18 protein-coding genes and 2 pseudogenes are annotated in these 20,350 nt (G+C 60.3%); 6 read left to right on the top strand and 14 right to left on the bottom strand.

The features are described from left to right. The 10 genes from FXB40_RS24180 to FXB40_RS24135 all read right to left on the bottom strand — a co-directional run bounded on the left by FXB40_RS24180 (position 1) and on the right by FXB40_RS24135 (position 10,612). The gene (locus FXB40_RS24180) at positions 1-1,020 is read right to left on the bottom strand and encodes an MBL fold metallo-hydrolase (protein WP_246207880.1); all 1,020 of its coding nucleotides are present in this window, start codon (positions 1,018-1,020) and stop codon (positions 1-3) included. Further along, a complete protein-coding gene (locus FXB40_RS24175) occupies positions 1,017-2,240 on the bottom strand; it encodes an ABC transporter substrate-binding protein (protein ID WP_187437103.1) in 1,224 nt (407 codons plus the stop codon). The genes FXB40_RS24180 and FXB40_RS24175 overlap by 4 nt, the downstream gene beginning before the upstream one ends. 85 nt (positions 2,241-2,325) lie before the next feature. Further along, positions 2,326-3,267, bottom strand: a complete 942-nt coding sequence (locus FXB40_RS24170; protein WP_187437102.1) for an alpha/beta hydrolase — start codon at positions 3,265-3,267, stop codon at positions 2,326-2,328. A 140-nt stretch (positions 3,268-3,407) separates the two neighbouring features. Beyond that, positions 3,408-4,562, bottom strand: a complete 1,155-nt coding sequence (locus tag FXB40_RS24165) for a succinylglutamate desuccinylase/aspartoacylase family protein (protein WP_246207878.1) — start codon at positions 4,560-4,562, stop codon at positions 3,408-3,410. After that, on the bottom strand, positions 4,474-5,586 hold the full coding sequence (locus FXB40_RS24160; protein WP_148774692.1) for an aminotransferase-like domain-containing protein: 1,113 nt from the start codon (positions 5,584-5,586) through the stop codon (positions 4,474-4,476). The genes FXB40_RS24165 and FXB40_RS24160 overlap by 89 nt, the downstream gene beginning before the upstream one ends. Positions 5,587-5,614: 28 nt before the next feature. Further along, on the bottom strand, positions 5,615-6,880 hold the full coding sequence (locus FXB40_RS24155; protein WP_148774691.1) for an extracellular solute-binding protein: 1,266 nt from the start codon (positions 6,878-6,880) through the stop codon (positions 5,615-5,617). Positions 6,881-6,896: 16 nt separating this feature from the next. Then, positions 6,897-7,745 (bottom strand): carbohydrate ABC transporter permease, encoded by an 849-nt coding sequence (locus FXB40_RS24150; protein WP_246207876.1) that lies wholly within the window; start codon positions 7,743-7,745, stop codon positions 6,897-6,899. Continuing rightward, complete coding sequence (locus FXB40_RS24145; protein ID WP_148774690.1) at positions 7,742-8,716, bottom strand: carbohydrate ABC transporter permease; 975 nt, start codon at positions 8,714-8,716, stop codon at positions 7,742-7,744. Before FXB40_RS24145 ends, FXB40_RS24150 begins: the two co-directional genes overlap by 4 nt. Beyond that, complete coding sequence (locus FXB40_RS24140) at positions 8,713-9,891, bottom strand: ABC transporter ATP-binding protein (protein WP_148774689.1); 1,179 nt, start codon at positions 9,889-9,891, stop codon at positions 8,713-8,715. The genes FXB40_RS24145 and FXB40_RS24140 overlap by 4 nt, the downstream gene beginning before the upstream one ends. A 493-nt stretch (positions 9,892-10,384) precedes the next feature. After that, complete coding sequence (locus FXB40_RS24135) at positions 10,385-10,612, bottom strand: hypothetical protein (RefSeq protein WP_148774688.1); 228 nt, start codon at positions 10,610-10,612, stop codon at positions 10,385-10,387. A 72-nt stretch (positions 10,613-10,684) separates the two neighbouring features. Here FXB40_RS24135 and FXB40_RS24130 point away from each other — a divergent pair, with 72 nt between their 5' ends. From FXB40_RS24130 to FXB40_RS24110, 5 genes are all read left to right on the top strand, one after another. After that, complete coding sequence (locus tag FXB40_RS24130; RefSeq protein ID WP_148774687.1) at positions 10,685-11,830, top strand: pyridoxal phosphate-dependent aminotransferase; 1,146 nt, start codon at positions 10,685-10,687, stop codon at positions 11,828-11,830. A 41-nt stretch (positions 11,831-11,871) separates the two neighbouring features. Further along, a complete protein-coding gene (locus tag FXB40_RS24125; protein WP_246207873.1) occupies positions 11,872-12,714 on the top strand; it encodes an isocitrate lyase/phosphoenolpyruvate mutase family protein in 843 nt (280 codons plus the stop codon). A gap of 204 nt (positions 12,715-12,918) precedes the next feature. Continuing rightward, positions 12,919-13,827: a LysR family transcriptional regulator gene (locus FXB40_RS24120; RefSeq protein WP_148774685.1), complete on the top strand. Its 909-nt coding sequence runs from the start codon at positions 12,919-12,921 to the stop codon at positions 13,825-13,827. Between the two features lie 957 nt (positions 13,828-14,784). After that, entirely contained in the window at positions 14,785-15,144 is a 360-nt protein-coding gene (locus FXB40_RS50420; protein WP_148774684.1) for a helix-turn-helix domain-containing protein, read from the top strand. A gap of 544 nt (positions 15,145-15,688) precedes the next feature. Continuing rightward, the gene (locus FXB40_RS24110) at positions 15,689-16,642 is read left to right on the top strand and encodes a LysR family transcriptional regulator (protein WP_246207870.1); all 954 of its coding nucleotides are present in this window, start codon (positions 15,689-15,691) and stop codon (positions 16,640-16,642) included. Here FXB40_RS24110 and FXB40_RS24105 read toward each other — a convergent pair. From FXB40_RS24105 to FXB40_RS24095, 3 genes and pseudogenes are all read right to left on the bottom strand, one after another. Further along, complete coding sequence (locus FXB40_RS24105; protein ID WP_148774683.1) at positions 16,606-16,863, bottom strand: DUF2274 domain-containing protein; 258 nt, start codon at positions 16,861-16,863, stop codon at positions 16,606-16,608. The genes FXB40_RS24110 and FXB40_RS24105 overlap by 37 nt on opposite strands. Continuing rightward, positions 16,860-17,156 (bottom strand): annotated as a pseudogene (locus FXB40_RS24100) (TraB/TrbI/VirB10 family type IV secretion system protein); the annotation flags it as partial. The gene FXB40_RS24105 and the pseudogene FXB40_RS24100, both read right to left, overlap by 4 nt. Before the next feature lie 30 nt (positions 17,157-17,186). Continuing rightward, a complete protein-coding gene (locus FXB40_RS24095) occupies positions 17,187-17,651 on the bottom strand; it encodes a glycoside hydrolase family protein (protein WP_148774682.1) in 465 nt (154 codons plus the stop codon). 171 nt (positions 17,652-17,822) lie between these two features. Here FXB40_RS24095 and FXB40_RS24090 point away from each other — a divergent pair. Further along, positions 17,823-18,110, top strand: a pseudogene (locus FXB40_RS24090) (IS630 family transposase); the annotation flags it as partial. 183 nt (positions 18,111-18,293) lie between these two features. Here FXB40_RS24090 and FXB40_RS24085 read toward each other — a convergent pair. Beyond that, the gene (locus FXB40_RS24085; protein ID WP_148774681.1) at positions 18,294-20,291 is read right to left on the bottom strand and encodes a class I tRNA ligase family protein; all 1,998 of its coding nucleotides are present in this window, start codon (positions 20,289-20,291) and stop codon (positions 18,294-18,296) included. Between the last annotated feature and the right edge of the window lie 59 nt (positions 20,292-20,350).

Genomic DNA, 20,350 nt, shown 5'->3' with positions numbered 1-20,350 from the left:
TCAAGCCTTCTCACGCCGCCTGATGCACCCGCTCGCATCAAGGCTAATCCAATCTCCGGGGGCCAAGACCACCGATTCAGGGACGCTCTCACCCGCAGCTTTCGCATCAGCCAGGCAGCGCTGGAATTGATGGACCAGCGGATCGTCGGGATCGGTGTAGTGACATGGCAGAACCGTCTTCAGGCCAAGCCACTGCGCTGCCAGGACGCCTTCTCGCGGCGAAAGATCCGTGGTGAGTTTGCGGCCCGGCCTTGTATCTGCAATGCCGCTCGGATTGGCAATACCGAGCGATCCGATGGTCGGCTGGTAGAGCTCGCCCTGCAGGCGCATGTCCGAGAACAAGGAGGTGTCACCGGGATGATACCAGCGCACGCCCGCTCCGAGCTCAATGATGAAGGCCAGGGGAATGCCGGAAACGAAAGATCCGTCCGGCATTGTCGCGCCCGAGCAGTGCCGGCATTCCAGCGTCTGGATCTCAAATCCTGCAATCTCGAGGCGCATGCCCCAGGCTGTCGGCCTAATCTGGGATGCCGGAACGTCCATTGCCCGGAGATAGGCCTGGACCTCATTGCCGCACAGGACCGTTGCGCCCGTAAGTTTCGCAATCGCCGGCGTGTCCCCGAGGTGATCGCGGGCCGCATGCGTGACAAGGATGAGGTCGACACGCTGAAAATCTTCGGCCTTGACCAGAGAGGCTGGATTGCCGGCAAAGAACGGGTCAAGCAGAATCCGCCTGCCGTCGGCTGCTACGATTTCATAGGCGGCAACACCATGATATCGAACATTGCAAACTGAATCACGCATGGCAATTGCCTCCGGGAACGAGAGCGAAGTCTTGTCGCTGCAGCTTCTGGGATCAGCAAGATCCGCACCTGGGACAGCTTGAATCTGATGCAGGATTGGAGGCTGGCGATGATTGCATGCGAGATGACCCGGGTCGGCGCGCTTGCTTGCACCCTCGCCTCGGCTGATGTGAGCGGTAAGATTGGGCAAAGGCCCCGCTTTCAGCGTCGAATTCATTTTGGAAGCAGCTGCTCGACCGCCTCGGTCATCGCCTTCATGGCGTCCTCGGGTGAGCGGCGCAGCGTCACCACATCCTGCAGCAGCAGGCGAATCCGGTCCGTTATTCGAAGCGAGTTGTCGCCGGGGAAGGAATACCATCCGCCCGCTTTGCCGGCCGCCCGGATCGCGGCCATCCGCGGGTCGGTGGGCGGCGTCGAAGCCTCGAGCGCTGCGATGGCTATTTGGTTGCCGGGCAAATAGCTCGTTACGTCCGAGACGATGTTTTGTGCCGGCGGGCTCGCCACGAACTTCATGAACGTCCAGGCCGCTTTCTGGTGCTCGGGCTTGCGGGTGACCATCATCACGCAGTTGCCGCCGACCGGGAGCCTACCCTTGTCCACGATCGGAATAGGCGTTGTCCGCAAATCAAACTTCACCTGTTTAAGCTGAGTCTTGAGGAATCCACTCGAGGTCACGATCATTCCGATCGTTCCGGCCGAGAACGCCTGGTAGGCCTGTTCGCGAGGCATATCCACCTGGCCAGCCTTGCCGAAATCGCGGACGATTTCGAGGGCGCGCAGTCCGTCCGGTCCGTTGAACGTGATCGAGCGGTCGTCGGCAGACATCATCCGCCCCCCTTGCGATTCTATCAGCGCCATGAAGGTCCAGTTGCCGGCCGCGGCGTAGTCGAAAAAGCCGCCGATCCGGTTGGCGCCAAGCGCGGTGATCTTAGCCGCGAGAGCTGTTATCTCAGGCCAGGTCTGGGGAAGGTGGTCAGGATCGCCTCCCGCCTGCCGCACGAGTTCGGCGTTGTAATAAATGATTGGCACGGAGATGATAAACGGCAGCCCATAAAGCTTCCCGTCAGTCCGGCACAGATCATCCGAGATCGCGTGGTAACTGCTCTCAGCCCAGGGTTTATCCTCGGTCAGGAACGGCGACAGTGGGAGGACCAGGCCCCGGCGTATGGTCAGTTCAGCGCGGTTGTAGCCCTGAAAAATGACGTCAGGAGCTGTCCCGGTAACGTTGTCGCGGAGCAAGCGCTGGGTAAGGTCGTCATAGTCAGTCGCTGGCGGCCGCACCGTTACCTTGATCTCCGGGTGCTCGGACTTGAACGTCTCGATTAGCTGAGGCGGCACCAGCGAACCGAGTGAGATGACGTCGATACCGGCTGCTTCAGCCTGCTGGATACACGCACCCATCAGGAAGAGCAGCAAAAGAAGCGGTAGCTTGAACATGTTTTGATGCATCCTGATCAAGGCTGAAGTTAGCAGAAGGCGAGAGCGAGCTTGAATTTTGGAGCGGCCAGCTGCTGCTCGCCGCTCAGATGTCTCTTGTCTTCAGGTTTGCCAAAAATCGTGCGGCCGTTCTGATGGCATCGTCAGCGCGGGGGACAAGACGAACGCGATTGGCAAAGCCGTGGATCAACCCCTCATATCGCTGAACATCGACCAAAACGCCTGCCGCCTCGAGCCGGTGCGCCATCTCGAGCTGGTCATCGCGGAGCACGTCGAGCTCGGCGATCCCCATCCAGATCGGCGGCAAGCTCTTCAGATCCGCGTGAAGCGGTGCGAGATAGGGATCAGATGGCGATGTTCCCTCAGGCATGAGGGCATGGATATAGTGCTCGACGCGAGCCTTCGACATTCCGAACTGTCCGTTCCCGAAGAGACGATAGCTCTCGCGCCTGGTATTCGTGATGTCATAGCCGCCGTAGAATAGCGCCATGCCGACGGGCAACTTCTTGCCTGCGTCCCGCCGCCAGAGCGTTGACGTCAAAGCAAGAGTTGCACCTGCCGACCCGCCTGTCACGGAAACCCGGCTGGCGTCCAGATCATGGTCGCCGGCTGAGGCAAACAGCCAGTCCAGCACCTTGACGATGTCCTCAAGCGCTGCGGGATAGGGATGTTCGGGCGCCAGGCTGTACTCGGTCGCGATCACCGCGAGCTTTCCCTCTGCGGCCATTCTCCGGCAGATGCAATCGCAATGATCGAGGGAACCCCGAACGAAGCCGCCGCCATGCATGAACAGCGTCACGGGCAGGTGTCTCGCAGCGTTCTTGTAGAGGCGGGCTTTGAGCGGGCCATGCGCCCCTTCGATCGAAAGAGGTATGACCTTTTCGATCTCTGGTGAGCCTTCATTCCAGAAGGGCGCAAACCTTGTTTGCTGGTCTCGGTCCCCCTCGAACGTGGAGGGCGGACCGCCATCAGCTTTTACCATTTCTGACAACTTCGCCATCGCGATCGCCATGGCGGGATCGATCAAGTCGGTGGAGCCTGCCTGCCCGCTTCGGGTGCTCTGCGTAGACATAGAATGTCCAGAACTCGGTCGCGAGGAAGGTGACGTTATGAACCCCGATGCTTGCCCGCCTGCGGGCCGCACCGCTTGGGCCTGCTCAAGATGCTTCAGTTTGTGCCGGCGGGTGACCAGTCACGGCCAAGAGCAAAGACGCAATCGCCTCGCCCGGTTCGCGCCGGGATTCGCCTTGTGAGCACGAGTCCATCAGTCCTGGTGATTACGGGCTCGGGGTCTCGCCAGGGCGTCGTCGTGAAGTGGATTCTACCGACCACTTGGCCGGCCTCGACCGTGTCATTGAGGCCTACCAGAGGTTCGAACAGCCCTCGTTCGCTGCTGCCGGCATAGACATAGTCGCGGCTGGGAACGCGTGCGACGAACCGACAATCAGGCGCACGCCGATCGGTCAGAGCGCGGCTGGTTGCTCCGATGTGATGGAGGAGCCGCGCCAATCCATATTCTGCCATCTCCACGGCAGCACGGTTGACGTCGCCGCCGCCGCCAAGCTCAGTCGACAGATGTTTGACGCCCTGGCGGCGGCAGGCGCCGATCAACGCGCCATCGCCGCCGGTTGAATGTTCGATGATCATGCCGACTGGCATGCCGAACACGCGCAGACGTGTCAGCGCCTCCTCCAGGTGATCCGGGTTTGGAGGACGGGCGACGACGGCACAAGGCAGATACTCGGCGGTGAGACTGCCCGAATGCAGGTCGATGACATACTCGACGCGCGGCAGGATGACGCTCTCGATGAAATGGGCGATCATCGCGGTCGGGCCCCCAGAGGGGTCGCCGGGAAACTGACGGTTCAAGTTTCCGTCATCGAGCGGGGAATTGCGCCGATCTCCCCGCACGGCTGGCGCGTTCGCAGCCGGTAGAATAATCAGCCGGCCGCGCACGTCTTCCACTTTCAGCGTGCGGATCAGCTTCATCAGGATGATCTGTCCTTCGTATTCGTTGCCGTGATTGCCGGCCATCAGCAGCACGCTCGGACCTTCTCCGTTACGGATCGTCACAATCGGAATCGGCTCGCAATTGTAGCCGGCGTCGTCGCCGGAGCGATCGTGCACAGCCAGTGGCAACCAGAGAAAGCCGGTCTGCCTGCCTGGCGCGTCGATATCGAGATCGGTCCAGATCTTGGACGCTTGTTTTGCTTTATCGTTCATGACGTGTCCCTTATCCACGATAGACTTTTGTGATTGCGAAGAGCCCGCGTTCGAAGGCAACTCGATCGCGCGGCGTGCCCGTGCCAAAGCGAATTGCATTTGGTGCAGGGCTATCGTCCATGGCGTATGTGCCGGCGGGGCTGACGTCGACGCCAAGCGCCCTCACTTTGGCGACGAACTCCTGCGCCGGGCGATCTGTGGGTAGCGGGAGATAGACGTGGAGGCAATCAGGCCGGCTGCGAAGGTCGGAGCTGGAAATGCTGTCGATTACCATGGATTGGCGAATACGCGTCTCGGCTCGCACCGCCTCGATGATGTCGTCGACAGACCCGGTTTCGATGAGAGACGATACGATCGCGCCGTTCATGGGGGCGCACATCCAGTAGGTGGCGCGCACGCCCGGCCAGAACCGCTCCGCCGCGGCCTCGGCACTTGGTGCAACGAGGTAGGCGATCTTCAGCGCAGCGGCCAGCGACTTGGCGGTGCCGAGCACGTACCAGGAGATCTCCGGCGCAAAACTCGATAATGGCGGGGGGATATCCTTGGGAAGCAGGCTGTAAATGTCGTCCTCGATGATCGCGACCTCGTAGCGCCGGCAGATCTCAGCGATAGCCTTGCGCCGCTCGAGGCTCATCATTCCCGTCGTCGGATTCTGGAGCGTCGGCATCGCATAATAGGCGGCTGGGCGATCGGCACGGCAGATCGCCTCGAAGGCATCCGGCCGGGCGCCCTCGCCGTCCATCGGGATCGGTGAGAGCTGGAAACCGAGATGCTGGGCGAAGGTGCGCATCGTCGGATAGCTCAGGGTCTCGATAGCGAGGCGTCGATTGGGGCCGACGAGGCTGGCGAGCAGCATCATCAGGATGCTTTGCGTGCCATTGGCAACGACCACTCTGTCCACCGCTGGAACGTCCTGCATTCGGCGGCCAATAAAGCGGGCGCCAAGCGCGCGATCGCGATCGCTGCCGCGAAATTGATGTGCACCGATCAGATCATTCGGCTCGCACTCGCCAAGAACCCGTTGAACGGCGCCACGATAGGCTTCATCGAAGACATGCGGCACCTTGGGCGGCAGATTGCCGCTCATGTTCAGAATGTCGCTTGGGCGGAACGATAGTGTCATGGGGATTTCCGGTTGGATGAAGAGCGTCTCAGGAGCTCAGGAGCTTGCGGGTCTGATCGGCCATCGCCTTCAGCGCGACATCAGGCCTCGTCCGATGCGCCACGACGTCCCGCATGACATCGGCCATCATGTCGGTGATCTTGACCGTGTTGTCTTTGAGGAACGAGAACTGATCCGTGGTGATCGCGAGGGCTTCAACGACGGCACGGTGATAGGGATTGATCTGAAGATACTCCTTGAGGAAATCGGCTTGCCCGAGCGCCGACATGTTGACCGGCATGTAGCCGCTCTGCCGTGCAAGGATCATCTGGCCCTCGGCACTTGCGGCGAAGCGGAAGAAGGTCCACAGCGCCTTCTGTCGTTCCGTATCCTTGGTGAAGACCATGAATCCATGGCCAGCTCCCACCAAGCGACCCTTTGGGCTCGGGATGGGCAACCGGCCGACCATCAACTCGAAGCGCCTCTGGGTGGCCTCGGAGACGGACGTAGTTCCGCTGGCGGATCTGATCAGAATGCCACAAGCACCGGCATTGAACGCCTGCCGCGCCTGCTCGCGGCTCATGTTCGTCCCGCTCACATCGCCAAACCGCCAGAGAAGCTCCAGGGAGCTGCGGCCTTCGGGGGCATTGAACGCGACGTCGGATAGATCGGGCGTCATCATCCGCCCACCGGAACTTGCAACCAGGTTCTGGAAGATCCAAGCGTTGCTCGCGTCGTTTTCAATGAAGCCGCCGGTGATCGTGCGGTCGAGTGCAGAGATCTTTCCGGCAACCTCGATAATCTCGTCCCAGGTTGAGGGCGGCTGCGCGGCGGCGTGCCCGGCCCGCTTCAGGAGATCCATGTTGTAGTAAACGACAGGGATCGTGGTTCCGAACGGCATCGCGTGGACGCCGCTATCGCCAGAGATTGATTCCAGCAGAGGCTCCGGGAGGCCGAGTGCGGTGAAGGCAGCCCGGCCACCGGCCAAAGGATCGAGTGGTTGTATGTAGCCGCGACGGGCAAGGAGGCGCGCATAGGCAAGCGACTGCCAAGTCGCATCGGGCAGACCGTTGACGAGGCCCTCGCGAAGCGTGACCTGCAGCAGGGGATCCCAATTATCGCCCTTGCCCAAGAACTCGACGGCAATGGCCGGATTGGCCTTGGTAAATCGTGCCCCGAGCTCCTCAATCATTTTCTGATGGAGGCCCATCGGCACACTAATCCTCAGGGGTCTCTGAGCGGCGGACGCCGCCCGCGGCGCGGGGACAGCCGCCACACAAAGCCCGATCAGGGCCTTCCTGCGGGTGAGATCCATTTGGCGCTCCACGATCCTACTTGACGGCTCCGCCAGTCATACCTTCGACGAACCACTTCTGAGCGGCAAGGAAAGCGACGACCAGGGGGAGAACGATAAGGGTCGATGCGGCCATCAGCGGGCCGTAGTCATTGCCGGACTCTTCGCTCTTGAAAGCCATGATTCCGAGGGGCGGAGGCATCAGGGATTCGTCCCGTACCGCAATCAATGGCCAGAACAGATCATTCCAATGGCCAACAACTGAGAAGATCGAGAATGCGGCAAGTGCCGGCAGTGCCATTGGCACCATGATCTTCCACACGATCGCGATTTCTGAGAGACCGTCGAGCCGCGCGGCATGGACCACGTCATCGGGAATGGTCTTGAAGAACTGGCGGAACAGGAAGATGCCGAAGGGCGAGACCACATAAGGGAAGATAAGCGCAGCATACGTGTTGAGAATGCCAAGCTGGTAACCGAGGACGAAGAGCGGCAGCGAGAGCACCTGGTGCGGCAGCAGCAGGCCGATCAACACCATGGCGAAGAGCAGGTCTCGGCCGGGAAAGCGAAGCTTGGCGAGCGCATAGGCGCAAGGGGCGCATACGAGGATCTGAAGGCCGAGGATCAGAGCACAAACGATCAGGCCATTGCCCATATAGCGCGGCAGCGGCGCTTCGGTAAGCGCCTTGGTGTAGTTCTCGACGCCATAGAATTGCGTCGGCCAAAAGGAGAATGACGCGCGGAAGATCTCCCCCGGCGGCTTGAGCGATAGCGACACCATCCAGACGAAAGGTACAAGAATGAGCGCGCCGGTGGTGAGTAGAACCGCATGGCGAACGATGGCGGACGGCTGCAACAAGCGGTTCGGGTGCATGTTGATGCTCATTGGTAATGCACCTTCCTATCCATGAGCCGGGCTTGAGCGAGGGTGAGGGTCACGACGATGGCGAGAAAGACGACCGCAACGGCGGCGCCATATCCGGTGCGCAGATACTCAAAGCTCTCCCGATATAGCGTGTAGAGCAGCATTTCGGAGGCGTGGCCGGGCCCGCCTTGGGTAAGCACTTTCACGGTGTCGAACGACTCGAATGCCCTCAGCGCCACGACGATGACGACGAACATCGAGACCGGCCCGAGCAGCGGCAAGGTGACGGTGCGAAATCGGTCGAGCCAAAGGTCAGCACCGTCGATATCGGCAGCATCGTAGAGATCCTGCGGGATGCTCTTCAGGCCCGCCAGAAACAGCACCATGGCGTAGCCCAGGTTCTGCCAGATACCGATGACGGCCAGCACCGGGAGGGCCGTATTCTCGTCGCGCAGCCAGTTGGCGGTCGGCAGGCCGATGGCGGCGAGCGTCTGGTTGACGAGGCCGATCGTGGGATGCAGCAATGCCTCCCAAGCGACCGCCATGGCCGTGAGCGTCGCCATGAAGGGCAGGAAGTGGATGGCGCGGTAAAAGGAGCGGCAGGACTTTCCGCTTTCGATCAGAAGCGCAATCAGAAGGCCAAAGACGAGGGTGCCCGGCACGACGATCAGAACGTAGACGATTGTGTTGACGAGCGAGGCCCTAAAACCATCGTCAGCGAAGACCTCGCGGAAGTTGGCGAGGCCGACAAAGGCGAGCGTCAGCGCGCCGAATTGCCAGTCGGTGAGCGCGATGACAAGGACGCCGATCACCGGCAGGAAGAACAGGGCGAGCAGAAAGAAGACCGCCGGCCCGGCCAGCGCCCAGGCCGCCAGCGCTTCTGTCAAGGCCCGCCTGCGGGCCGGTGCGACGGCGGGGGATGGGAGCGCTCGAACGCTACCCGTCGCAGATGGCTCGTCGGGAGCGCCGGTAAGAGCAAGAGGCTCGCTCATCGGGCGACCTCCCGGATCGGCGTGACCGACGCCCGGCCGGATTCGACTTCTTGGCGCAAACGACGCCCATCATGATCAAACAGAAGCACGCGATCTGGCCCGACGCCGACGTGTAGGGTCTGGCCGGGGACGACATGAGGCGCCCGTTCGGCCAGCAGCCTTGCGATCAACGGATGATCGCCGCCCGCCAGATCGAGATGGACGAAGAGATCGGAGCCCATATGCTCGATCATGCGCACGGAACCGGTCAGTGCGCCCTGCCCGCCGCGTTCGGCGAGATGAAAAGCCTCGGGGCGAATGCCGAGGGTGAGATGCGCTCCGGCAAGCGCATCGGCCCCGATCGCAAGCGTCGATCCGGCCACATCGATCAGGCCACGTTCGCGCACCACACCGTCGAGCATGTTGATCTTGGGCGAACCGATGAATTCGGCGACGCGCCGGTCGTCCGGATCGGCATAGATCTCCTGCGGCGGAGCGACCTGCAACAACTCGCCGTCGAGCATCACAGCCACGCGGTCCGACAGCGTCATGGCCTCGGCTTGGTCATGAGTGACATAGACGAAGGTGACCCCGAGCCGCTGGTGCAGTTCCTTGATTTCGGCGCGCATCTGCACACGGAGCTTGGCGTCGAGATTTGACAGCGGCTCATCCATCAGGAAAACAGCCGGATGACGCACCATCGCCCGGCCGACCGCCACGCGCTGGCGCTGGCCGCCGGAGAGCTGCCCCGGTTTGCGGGCCAGCAGGTGGCCAATGCCGAGGGACTTGGCCGTACGGGTGACTTCCGCGTCGATCTCGGCAGCGATCCGCGCCGTTCCCGGCAGCAGGCGGCCCAGAAGAGGAAGCCTCTCGAAGGTCGAGAGCCGGCGCATTCGAAGCGGCAGGCCCATGTTGGAGGCAACCGTCATATGGGGATAGAGCGCATAAGACTGGAACACCATCGCTACGTCCCGGCACTTCGGCCTGAGGTTGTCGACAGCCCGCTCGCCAATCGAGAGCGAACCTGCATCCTGCACCTCGAGTCCCGCCAGGATACGCAGCAGCGTCGACTTCCCACACCCCGATGGTCCCAACAGCGTCAGGAACTCGCCATCCGCTATCGACAGCGAAACACCACGCAAGACGGATGTTGCGCCGTAATTCTTATGGATGCTGTCAATCGATACGGATGCCATCGCCGTTACCTCCACATCGTCATGAAAACCCCCTGCGGAGCACGGCACCGAGATCATCCCGTTTGGACGTGTACGCTGGCGTGCCAGACCTTAGAAACTCGTACTGCTACAGTCGGATGACGACCATCGAATAATTCGATATGTACATCCGCAGATGCGATGACGTGTTCCGCTCTTGGGAGAGCGACGGAAAGTAAGCGCAATCGGTGAGTGCGGTGCGCAACTTTGGTGGAAAGGTCTCGTGGGCGACGCGGGTGGCAAAGGCCTCGGTATCAGCCGGAGGTTCGGCTAGCATCCTCGCTGTCGGGAAAACTGTCTCGAGTCAAAGGTCGCCGAGTTGGGCAGCCGAACAGCGAATTGTCGGCCTCCGCCGACGCCCTCGCTAAGCAAGCGATCCTGTTAACTGCGGAGCGCATGCATCGGCGCGACAAAACGGAAGCGAACCGCACCGGCGTGCGCACCTATCTCACAATGTTTTTCTAGGCGCGCTCGTTCAAATCTTCAGTCTCGCTTGTCCGAGGTGCGAGCCGTGACCAACGTCATCAGTGTTCTGATCTTGCTCGCGGCTTTGACCGCTGGACGGCGCGCCTGCGAGAAAGGCATGTCGACGCGACGGGCGTAAAGCATCGTAGTTTTCGATGCCTTCATTTGAAAACGCGATGGTCTGATTGGTTAAGCCATCAAGGAACGAGTAGAAGTCGTCGGGAGTTTTTGCTTTCAAATTCGCAGGTATTCGATCTTGTCTCTCGTTGCAGAACGGCTCAATGCCGTTCGTCCCTCCGAAACCAAGGCCATGACGGCCCGCGCTGCCGAACTGAAAGATCGGGGCGCCGATGTGATCACGCTCAGCCAGGGCGAACCGGATTTCGACACGCCGTCTGCTGTCTGCGAAGCCGGTATCCGGGCGATCCGGGATGGGCGGACGAAATACACCGCGGTCGCCGGTATCAAGCCGCTGCGCAACGTGATCCGCGAGAGCTTCCGCCGCGATCACGGGCTCGACTACGACATCGACCAAATTACGGTCGGCTGTGGGGCCAAGCAGGTCGTATTCAACGCACTGTTCGCCACCCTCGACCCGGGCGAGGAGGTGGTGATCCCGACACCCTGTTGGGTCTCCTATCCCGATATGGTGGCGCTGGCTGGCGGCAAGCCGGTTCTCGTCGCCTGCGATGAATTCCATGGCTTCAAGCTACGCCCCGAGGCGCTCGAAGCTGCCATCACGCCGCGCACCAAGTGGCTCATGCTGAATTCGCCGTCCAACCCGACCGGTGCGGTGTACAGCCGAGGCGAATTGCTCGCGCTCGCTGCGGTGTTGCGGCGCCATGGCCATGTCCATGTGCTCTCCGACGATATTTATGAAAAGCTCACCTACAACGCCGACTTTGCTAGCATGGCGGCGGTCGCGCCGGACCTCTACGAGCGCACGCTGACGGTCAACGGCGTGTCCAAGGCCGACGCGATGACTGGCTGGCGCGTCGGTTATGGCGCGGGGCCTCTGGCGCTGATCAAGGCCATGAACCTCATCCAGGGCCAGACCTCCTCGCACACCAGTTCGATTTCCCAATATGCCGCCATCGAGGCGCTGTCCGGCGGGCGGAAGCATATCCAGGAATTCGCGAGCGCCTTTCTGCAGCGCCGCGACCTCGTCGTTGCCAAGCTGAACCAGGCCGCGGGGCTTTCATGTCGCGTGCCGGACGGCGCCTTCTACGTTTTTCCCTCTTGCGCGGGTGTTATCGGCAAGCGCACACCGGGCGGCAAGGTGATCGAAACCGACACCGATTTTGCCATGTACCTGCTCGACGCATTCGCCGTAGCCGTCGTGCCCGGAAGCGGATTTATGGCCTCGCCCTATATCCGCATTTCCTACGCCTCCTCGCTCGAGGACCTCACCCGCGCCTGCGACCGCATCATCGCCGCCTGCGCAGCCCTGTCCTGAAAGATCTCCGGATGTCCCCTGCCAAACGCCTTCGCGCTCGCATGGCCGAGACCAGTCTTGTCCACATCATGGCCGCCCACAGCCCGCTTTCGGCGATCCTCGCCGAAGAAGCCGGATTCGATGGCCTGTGGGCCTCCGGCTTCGAGTTGTCGGCGCTTTACGGCCTGCCGGACATGAGCCTGATCTCGATGACCCAGCATCTCGACATGCTGCGGGCGATCGCCGGACGCACGACGCTGCCGATCGTCGCCGATATCGATACGGGCTACGGCAACGCAATCAATGTCATCCATGCAATCGGCGAATACGAGCGGGCCGGTGCGAGCGCCGTCGTCATTGAAGACAAGACCTTTCCGAAAGTGACGAGCCTCGTTGCCGGTGGGCGCCAGGAACTGCTGCGCATTGAGGAGTTCAAGGGCAAAATCGCGGCCGCCGTCACGACAAGACAGGATCCGGATTTTCTCGTGATCGCCCGCACCGAAGCGCTGATCGCAGGCCTCGGCGAAACCGAAGCCCTGCAGCGTGCTCAAGCCTATGTGGACGCTGGCGCCGACATGATCTTGATCCATTCGAAAAAGAGGGATCCTTCCGAGATCGAAAGCTTTTCACGCGCCTGGACCGGATCGGTGCCGCTGGCGATCGTGCCGAACGCGTACCCGGAACTTAATGCCGAGCGCGTCAAGGCACTCGGCAATATTCGCATGACGATCTACGGCAACTACGGGATCCGCGCTGCTGCAACTGGCATGCAGGAGACCTTCCGCCGGATCATCGCCGATGACGGCGTCCAGAACGTTCACAAGGACATTCTGCCGGTGGAGGAGATTTTTAGACTTCAGAGGATGGACGAGATTAAATCAGCCGAATCTCGCTTCCTTTGCTGATCCGTCCCAGCCGCGCCGCGAATGGCGAGGTTTTCAGCGCGATAGGCCATTACGCCGTTCGTTTTTGGCTTAGGCCGTTTTTGCGCGCGATATATCGTTTATAAGCAGTAATCCGGCGACAGACATCGAATAATCTGCTGGGAACTTTCATTTTGTCGTGGCCTGCTGCCAGTAAGAGCTGGCGACAATTTTCTGGAATAGAAGATGGCCACCGGAGACAATGAAGTGCCCCTCAACGCGATCCGCGTGTTCGTAACGATCGCGCGAGAAGGAAGCGTCACGCGCGCGGCTCACGCATTGGGAATGACCCAGAGCTCCGTGAGCCGCTACCTGGCCGTGCTGCAGGACCATCTGGGCACAGACCTCATGCAACGACGCGGCAAGCGGAGCGAATTGACGGAATTCGGAAGGCTCTTTGCGAACACAGTCGCCGAGCCGCTAGACACCGTGTGCTTCACCGCTAAGAGAATGCGCCGGCGGGATCGTCCAGACGTCAATCGGCTTGTGGTCCGCACGTCGCTTTCGACCTTCGCGTACTCTCTTCTGATTCCGAATCTCCAGGCATTTTCCGCAGAAATGGGCGGCGTCATCGTGGATGTGATCAGCTCACTGTCACTGCCGATATCCACCGACGATTTCGACATCCTGATTACACGCGATCTTTCCGTCGTCGAACCGGCCGACGATTGGGAAATCTACAACGAGCAACTGGTCTGTGTGGGCTCTCCAAATCACGTCGTTGGTAAAGGCCTCTCGATTGTTCGCGCAATGCCGATTCTGAATATCACATCCCGGCCCGACATACTGCCCACATGGCTGCGGGCGATGAACCTGACCACTAAAGACATAAGCTCGGGGGCGCGTTATGATCACAATTACCTGGCTCTGCCGGCGGTCATGACGGGAAAATGCCTTCTGGTAGCGCCCGAAATCATTGTCAGCGATCTGGTGCGCGGGGGCGCTCTACATGTGATACCAGGATCACGTGCGCCCAGCGGCATGCACTATCGGGCCTATGCGGTCGACCGTAGTGACAATCCCGAAATTTCTCGTGCGTTTTGCCGTTGGCTAGTCCGCCTTTGCAAAAAGGCCACCCTTCCGGAAGCCGCTTGATATCGCATGAGGTTTCCAGATGGTCATCTCCAATCCGACTTATTGGATGGCTGAAGAGCTGATTGCGCCACCAATCACGAGCTCGCTGCGCCAAGGCCCATCGACCGCTGGACTCTGATCTAGCTAGTCTAATCAGGTTTCGCAAAAGTGTGACGGAGCGCGCCGCTCCGACACGCGAATGGGACGAAGCGGATCGCCGTGCAACGCGCACGAAACGCTTCGGAGCGTGTATAGCCCGCGAGCGCGCGAGCGCTTCAGTCATGATGACGCAACATCGCCGGACTGGCGCAACGCGCAACGCCTCGTGTAATCGAAGGCCAAAACGCAGGAAGCGCACATGCTCTCATCCTTGTCGGACTGATCTCCGGCGCTCAGATGCGGATTTTCGAGCACGGTGGAAACTCCCTTGTTGGCGCAAGCCACACCAAATAGGTGCGTCGGTTGTTGGCGCCTAGCTCGACGTGAGCGCGACAGCTCCGGCTATACCCGGATCAGCGCGTAACGTCGGACGGCGTGTCTCAAAGCATCCGCCCTGATCGATAGTTAGAGTCACGATCTTCCGTCGCGCAACAGACATCGAATCGTTTGATGAGACGCTCTGGTTTTGCGATGGATGACACTCGCCCTCATTGGGCTCGGGCTACAATCTGAGCGCGTCTTGCAGCATGGCAGCGGCCGATGACGTAAGCCCGATGCAGGTCCGCAAGACGCCTTGAGCGGCGACGGTCTCACAGTAACAGGGGAGCGCTTAGAGCTTGGCAAATGCATCAAATCTCTCAAGCATTTGTGCGTAGTCGGTCGATCATGAGCAGCGCATTGATCTCGACTGGACCCATCTTTCGCAATCCCGAATGTGAGCCTGTGCTGAGCATGCAAAGCCGGGGACCCGCGGTGGGTCATCTGGCTGAGCTCGGCCGCTGGCGGACCGTCCCACACAACTAAAAATCGTCACAATCCATGCGCACAGCTTTGTTACCTTTTAATTTGGTAAGTGCGATGGATGATCTAGGCTCGCGACTGTCTATCGAAGCACCTCGAATTCCGAACCTTGATCCTCGGCAACTTCGCTATGCTGTTATAGCCGCGGACTTCGGAAGTCTCCGACGGGCGGCTGACGTACCTCTTATCAAACAAACGACCCTTAGCCGCTCAATACGGCAGCTTGAGCATCTCGTGGGTATTGCGATTTTTGAGCGGTCGAATGCTGGCATTCGTCGACAGCCGCAAGTCGTCGTGTTTTTTGTATCGCGCGGTTCATACTCGAAAACATGGAAGTCACTCAGCGGGAGAAATCTAATCTGCATTCGCCATGCTTGAATTCAGGTAACGAATCCCAAATCGACCTGACTACGGCTGAGCGATCAGGAACACTTCCGCGGGCCGAGCCGCTCGAAATCCGCGCAATGGAGGCCAGATAACGAGATCCCTGCTCTGGAGAGGCACATCGATTGCGCCTGCCCTCCAGAGGGTTGACTGATTTAAACGGCCAAGAGAGGCAAGCCACCGTGGAAGTCCACTCAACTCGCGATAGGAGGCAATAGGTGGGCTGCGGCTTCAATCGACACATATGAGGAAAATGAAGGAGAGCAGCATGTCCAGTTTGAGACTATCGGTTCGCAACCCACCTTTGAACACATCGAAAGAGAGGACTGAGAAAGCTCGATTGACGGCCACCATGAAAAGGCGGGCGCTCAAGCGCAAGATCAAAGCTTCCAAAATTACGGTGGTGTCCTCGTCTGGGACGCCGCCGGAACCGGAATCCTAGCTATTCCGAATTGACCGCACCTCACAGTAGTCAACGAATTCGCTGGCAGGGGTGCTGAAGAAGCGCATGCAAATGGAGTGACCCATTCAAGAAACAGTGCTGTCACCGGCAACTCGCCATAGGGCTTCGACCGCGCCTGTGGAGTTCCGAGATCTACGCTGGGCGATCGCTGCGTCCCAGCACCGAAGCCTGCGGCAAGCGGCGGAGACGCTCAACATCAAGCAGTCGACTCTTAGTCGCCGCTTGCGCAATCTCGAATGCAAGTTGGGCAGCACTCTGTTCGAGCGCACAAGTGGCGGTACGCGACCGACCATTGAAGGTCAGGAATTCCTCGATGCCGCCCGGCGCGTCGTGGGCGAAGCTGATGCAATGACCGCTCGTCTCAAGACCCGCTCGCGTGGCGAGAGCGGTCGGTTGACCATCGGCATCCACACCTCCCTCTCAGCCGGCAATCTCCGGGCCACTCTCCTCGAGCACCGGCACCGCTTCCCCGATGTCGATAGGCAACTGGTCGACGGCTCGAGAGACCATTTGATCGCGGATCTCGCCAGCTCCGCCGTTGACGTCGCCTTCGTGGTCGAGCCCAATCCGAAATGGAGTGACAGGTCATTGTTGCTCTGGAGCGAGCGTGTCGTTGCCGCCCTCCCCGCGAACCATCCGTTGGCGGGCCGTGACGTAGTTCACTGGGGCGAACTGAGGCGCGAATCGCTTTTAATGTCACAGCGAGGCCCGGGACCGGAATTCCTGAAGCTCCTCATCAGCAAATTGGGATCCTCCGACCCTTGCCTGCTGCTTCGCCATGATGTCGTGCTCGACCGCCTCCTCTCCTTGGTCGGCGTGGGCTGGGGCATTCTACTGATATTGGAAAGTGCGACTGGCGCAGTCTATCCGGGTGTCACCTTCCGCGAGGTGCATGATGCCGAGGGTCCGACGCGGCTGAGCTTCCGCGCCTATTGGCGGCAGGCCAACTGCAATCCATCGCTGAGTCCGTTCCTCGACCTACTTCGCGAGCGCTATCCGGATCTTTCCGGTGACGCAGGTGCGGGCTGAGCAGCATTTCGCCGCGCGTTCGCAAAGGCGCGGTCGGTTGCCATGAAACGCTCGATCATCGGCGCGATCAAATTGACCAGCTCGATCGGCTTCGTCGCGTCTCCGTTACGCATTAGAATTTCGACAAAGCTTTGGAGATCCCTGAAGACCGCCGCCGGCAGCTCGATGGTGAGCTTGACCGGCTTGTCGTCGGCGAGCGGCCCAAGCTTGAGTTTCGTCACGGTGTTCCTCCTTTCCCGTAGGGCGCCAGCACCAGGTCGCGCGTGACGATGACCTGCATCGGGAAACCCGGCCGGATAGTCAGCGTCGGCTGGATGTTGAGCTGGCGCTGCACGATCTGCTGGCCGGTTTGGCTGATGCTGTTAGACGCCCCGCTTCGGATTGGTTCAACAAGGTTGTTCTCGTTCTGGCTCGTGCCGGCCTCGACTCCGACGCTGAGCAGGGTCGAGAGAACGGCGGCCTTGAACAGCATGCCCCAATGGTTGTCGACCGCGTCCTCGAGTCCGGCATAACCACCCACTACCTCCGTTTCGATCACGCTGGGTCATGCCTGATCCCATTGAAACACAAATAGAACCTCCATTTTTGCGGATTGCGTACAGGGGGCGGAGTTGAAGGGATAGAAAACGGCTTTCCGCTCCCAGAAAACGATCTCCGTTTCTCCTCGACCGATCCAAGTCGCGGAAAAGGTAGAAACGTCATGCCAAGCCTGACCGACACCGCGATCCGCCCCCGCATTGATCAGCTTGATCACTGCAATCGCTCCCGACGCGCAGTTGAAGTAGATGTCGACCAGTGCATCGAACTGGTGCGCGCGACCTCGGGCCTTCAGCAGGCGATTCACCGCGCGTTCGCACGGCGCGAGATCCTCTGAGAGCAGCTCGTCGGCCTGCGCACGCGTGAGGCACAGGCCCTGCGAGATCTGCAGACCGCCGGCGGCGTGATATGGCCGAAGCCGATTATCAGCGTGCCACTGACGGGGCCACTCCGCGAGCGAAAGTATGATCAAAGTCTCACGGTAATCCGAACCCGCCAGAAGCTACGAGGACCTACGCGGAGACATAGCAAGCGTCATACCAATCATGTCACTCGCGAAGATTCCACGTCGAACCTGAGCTTGAGAGGACTGGATCGATTGCGACGTGTTAATTGCATCGAGGCAATCGCGACATGCGTCAGAGAACAGCCGAAGGTCCGGGCCTGGTTGGTGCGGCACCCACGCTGGACATTCCACTTCGTTCCGACATCGTGTTCCTGGTTGAACGCCGTCGAGCGCTTCTTCGCAAAGCTCACACGGCGACGACTGAAAAATGGTGTCTTTCATTCCGTCGTTGATCTCCAGGCGGCCATCAACCGCTTTATCAAAGAGCACAACGAACAACCAAAGCCGTTCATTTGGAAAGCAGCCCCTGACAACATCATCGCAGCCGTCAGACGTGGGCACCAAGTGTTGGAATCAACGCACTAGGCTGACCCAGCGCCCCGAACCGCATGACCTTCTTGACCGGCTGGCAATCGGGAATTCTCCGCGATTCCGAAAAAGTTGGTCAGCGCAGTGGAGCCCGCCTTCGCCAGCCAATGGTAGCGAGTAAAGCTTCGGCATTATCGGCTTTGATTGCCGCCCAAATCTGGTGGAAATTACGATAGGCTATTATGCCTCCTCATTGAGAACAGGAATGTCTGCTTTGGCATAGAACGCCAGCAAGGGCCCGAGATCAAAGGTCGTTGCGGGCGCAAGCCTCTGGACCGACCGCGGCCATGTTTCTGTTGACACGCCGCCGACGCCTCGCGCGAGAGTGCTGGCAAATCGGGGCATGAGCGGCGCGAGTGTCTGTGCCAGGATCGCAGCGGCCGTCGTCTGAAGGGCGAGCGAAGTGCGGGTGCGGGCGGGATAGAGACGTCGCGCCGCTTCATAGTCTTGCGCCTGTCGGTAGACTACACAATCGCTCACGAAATCGCAGGCCTGCGCGGCCGCGCGCCGGACCGAGAAGCCATCGTCCGAATAGGCGCGTTCCATCGCCGCGCGATGGATCTCTATCCGAGCAAAGAAATCGCGATCGGCGGGAGCCCAGTCGCCTGCGTCGGGCACACAGCCGCCAAAGTCCCGCTTGATTTCCCGGTGCAACGCATCAAGCCAATTCAGCCAGATCCCTTGGAACACCTCGTTTTCGGTGCGGCGTAGCGCGTCCAGCGTGAAGTTCGTCCGCTCACCTTCCGGGCGTGTCAGGCCCAAATGAAGACGCACGACATCGACTGTCTTTGGGCCAAGAACCTCTTTGCCCCAGACCGCATGGCCACGGCTGGTCGAGAACTTCTGGCCGTCGAGCAAGTAGAACTCGTTCACATGATACCGGATGCGCGGCGTCCAGTGAGAGAATACCTCAGCATAAAGCGCCGGATAAAGTAGCGTGTGGTAGAAGGAATTATCGAAGCCGAAGAAATGGACAAGCTGCCAATCATCGCTGGGCAAGGAAGCATCCCAGTCACGACCGACCGAGCGAGCCAGCGCCTGGATGTTGTAAAGAAAACCAAACGCCATCTCTGGCCAGACCCAGGTCACCTGCCCCGGGAACCCCTCGGCCGGTAACCCCCAGTCCGATGGGTGGGTGATGGGCACGGAAAAGTCGCCACGTTGGCGTAGACGCGCGAAGAGGTCCATGATCCGTAAGGGGGCGCCCGACGCCCTTAAATGCCGGTCGATATTGACGTAGCACCGTTCCAGCGCAAGTTCGGGACGGCGCACGGAGCCGACCACCGGCGCCTCGGCCGAGTGCCGCGACCGGACTGCACCTAGGTCGTGGCATAAGTTCGGCGCGCCGCATTCCTCGCAGATGTTGCCGGCAGCGGAGCCGCCGCAATCGGGGCAGAGGCCGCTTACATCCGGTTCGTAAAGGTAGTCGCCCGTCACAGCGTCGAAGAGCGCAGGGCTCTGGCGCAGATCTACCGCCGTGCTGCTCAGAAGACTACGGAAACACGCGGCTTGAAACTCTGCATAAGCGCTATCGCCCAAAGTGAGGAGGAAGTTGTGGACCTCACAGTCGAGAAGCGCAAGCGTGGCTCTAATCTCGTCGGCGTAATGGCGCGCCACCTTGGCGGGCGTCGATTGATCGGCATCGGCATGCGTGGCGACGTAGCTCTGGTAATCGTCGCTTCCAGTCAGGTGATAGGCTTCGACCCCTTTCATGCGCAGGAAACGCGTGTAGACATCGGCGCCAAAATAAGGGCCAGAAAGATGCCCCAGATGCAGATCGCCATTAGGCGTCGGCGGCGCGGAGAAGACGAAGATCGGCCCGCGGGGAGTGGCTACCTGTCCAGAAGCTTCGAGGGCGACCTTGCCGTCGCGCCAGTAGACATCGACGAAATTTAGGTCTTCGTCCCTATCGTTGTGCAGCACATGGGCTTCAAAAGGGTGGAACAGAACGACATCGCCGGCCGCGACTGAGATTTCCCCACGGTCGGTCCTGACCTTGCCCGCTCCGGACAGGACTACGAAAGCCTCGATTTCGTCGTGCCGATGGGGCTCGGATGTGGCGCCCGGTGCCACCTTGCCGAATGAAAACCCGGTGCCAGCGCTTCCCGTTCCAAGGGTGGCCACGTCGATACCGAACGCCCGCGACAGCTCCGTTCGAGAAAACGTAAATTTCCGCATGACGAACCTCAGCTGTTGAAGCAGTGGTATCTCCGGCTGCCAACGAAACAGCCTCTGCT

Source organism: Bradyrhizobium rifense, assembly GCF_008123425.1.
Taxonomy (GTDB): Bacteria; Pseudomonadota; Alphaproteobacteria; order Rhizobiales; family Xanthobacteraceae; genus Bradyrhizobium; species Bradyrhizobium rifense.
Note: the sequence above shows the minus strand (reverse complement) of the source record. Positions and strands in the feature narration are given on the sequence as shown.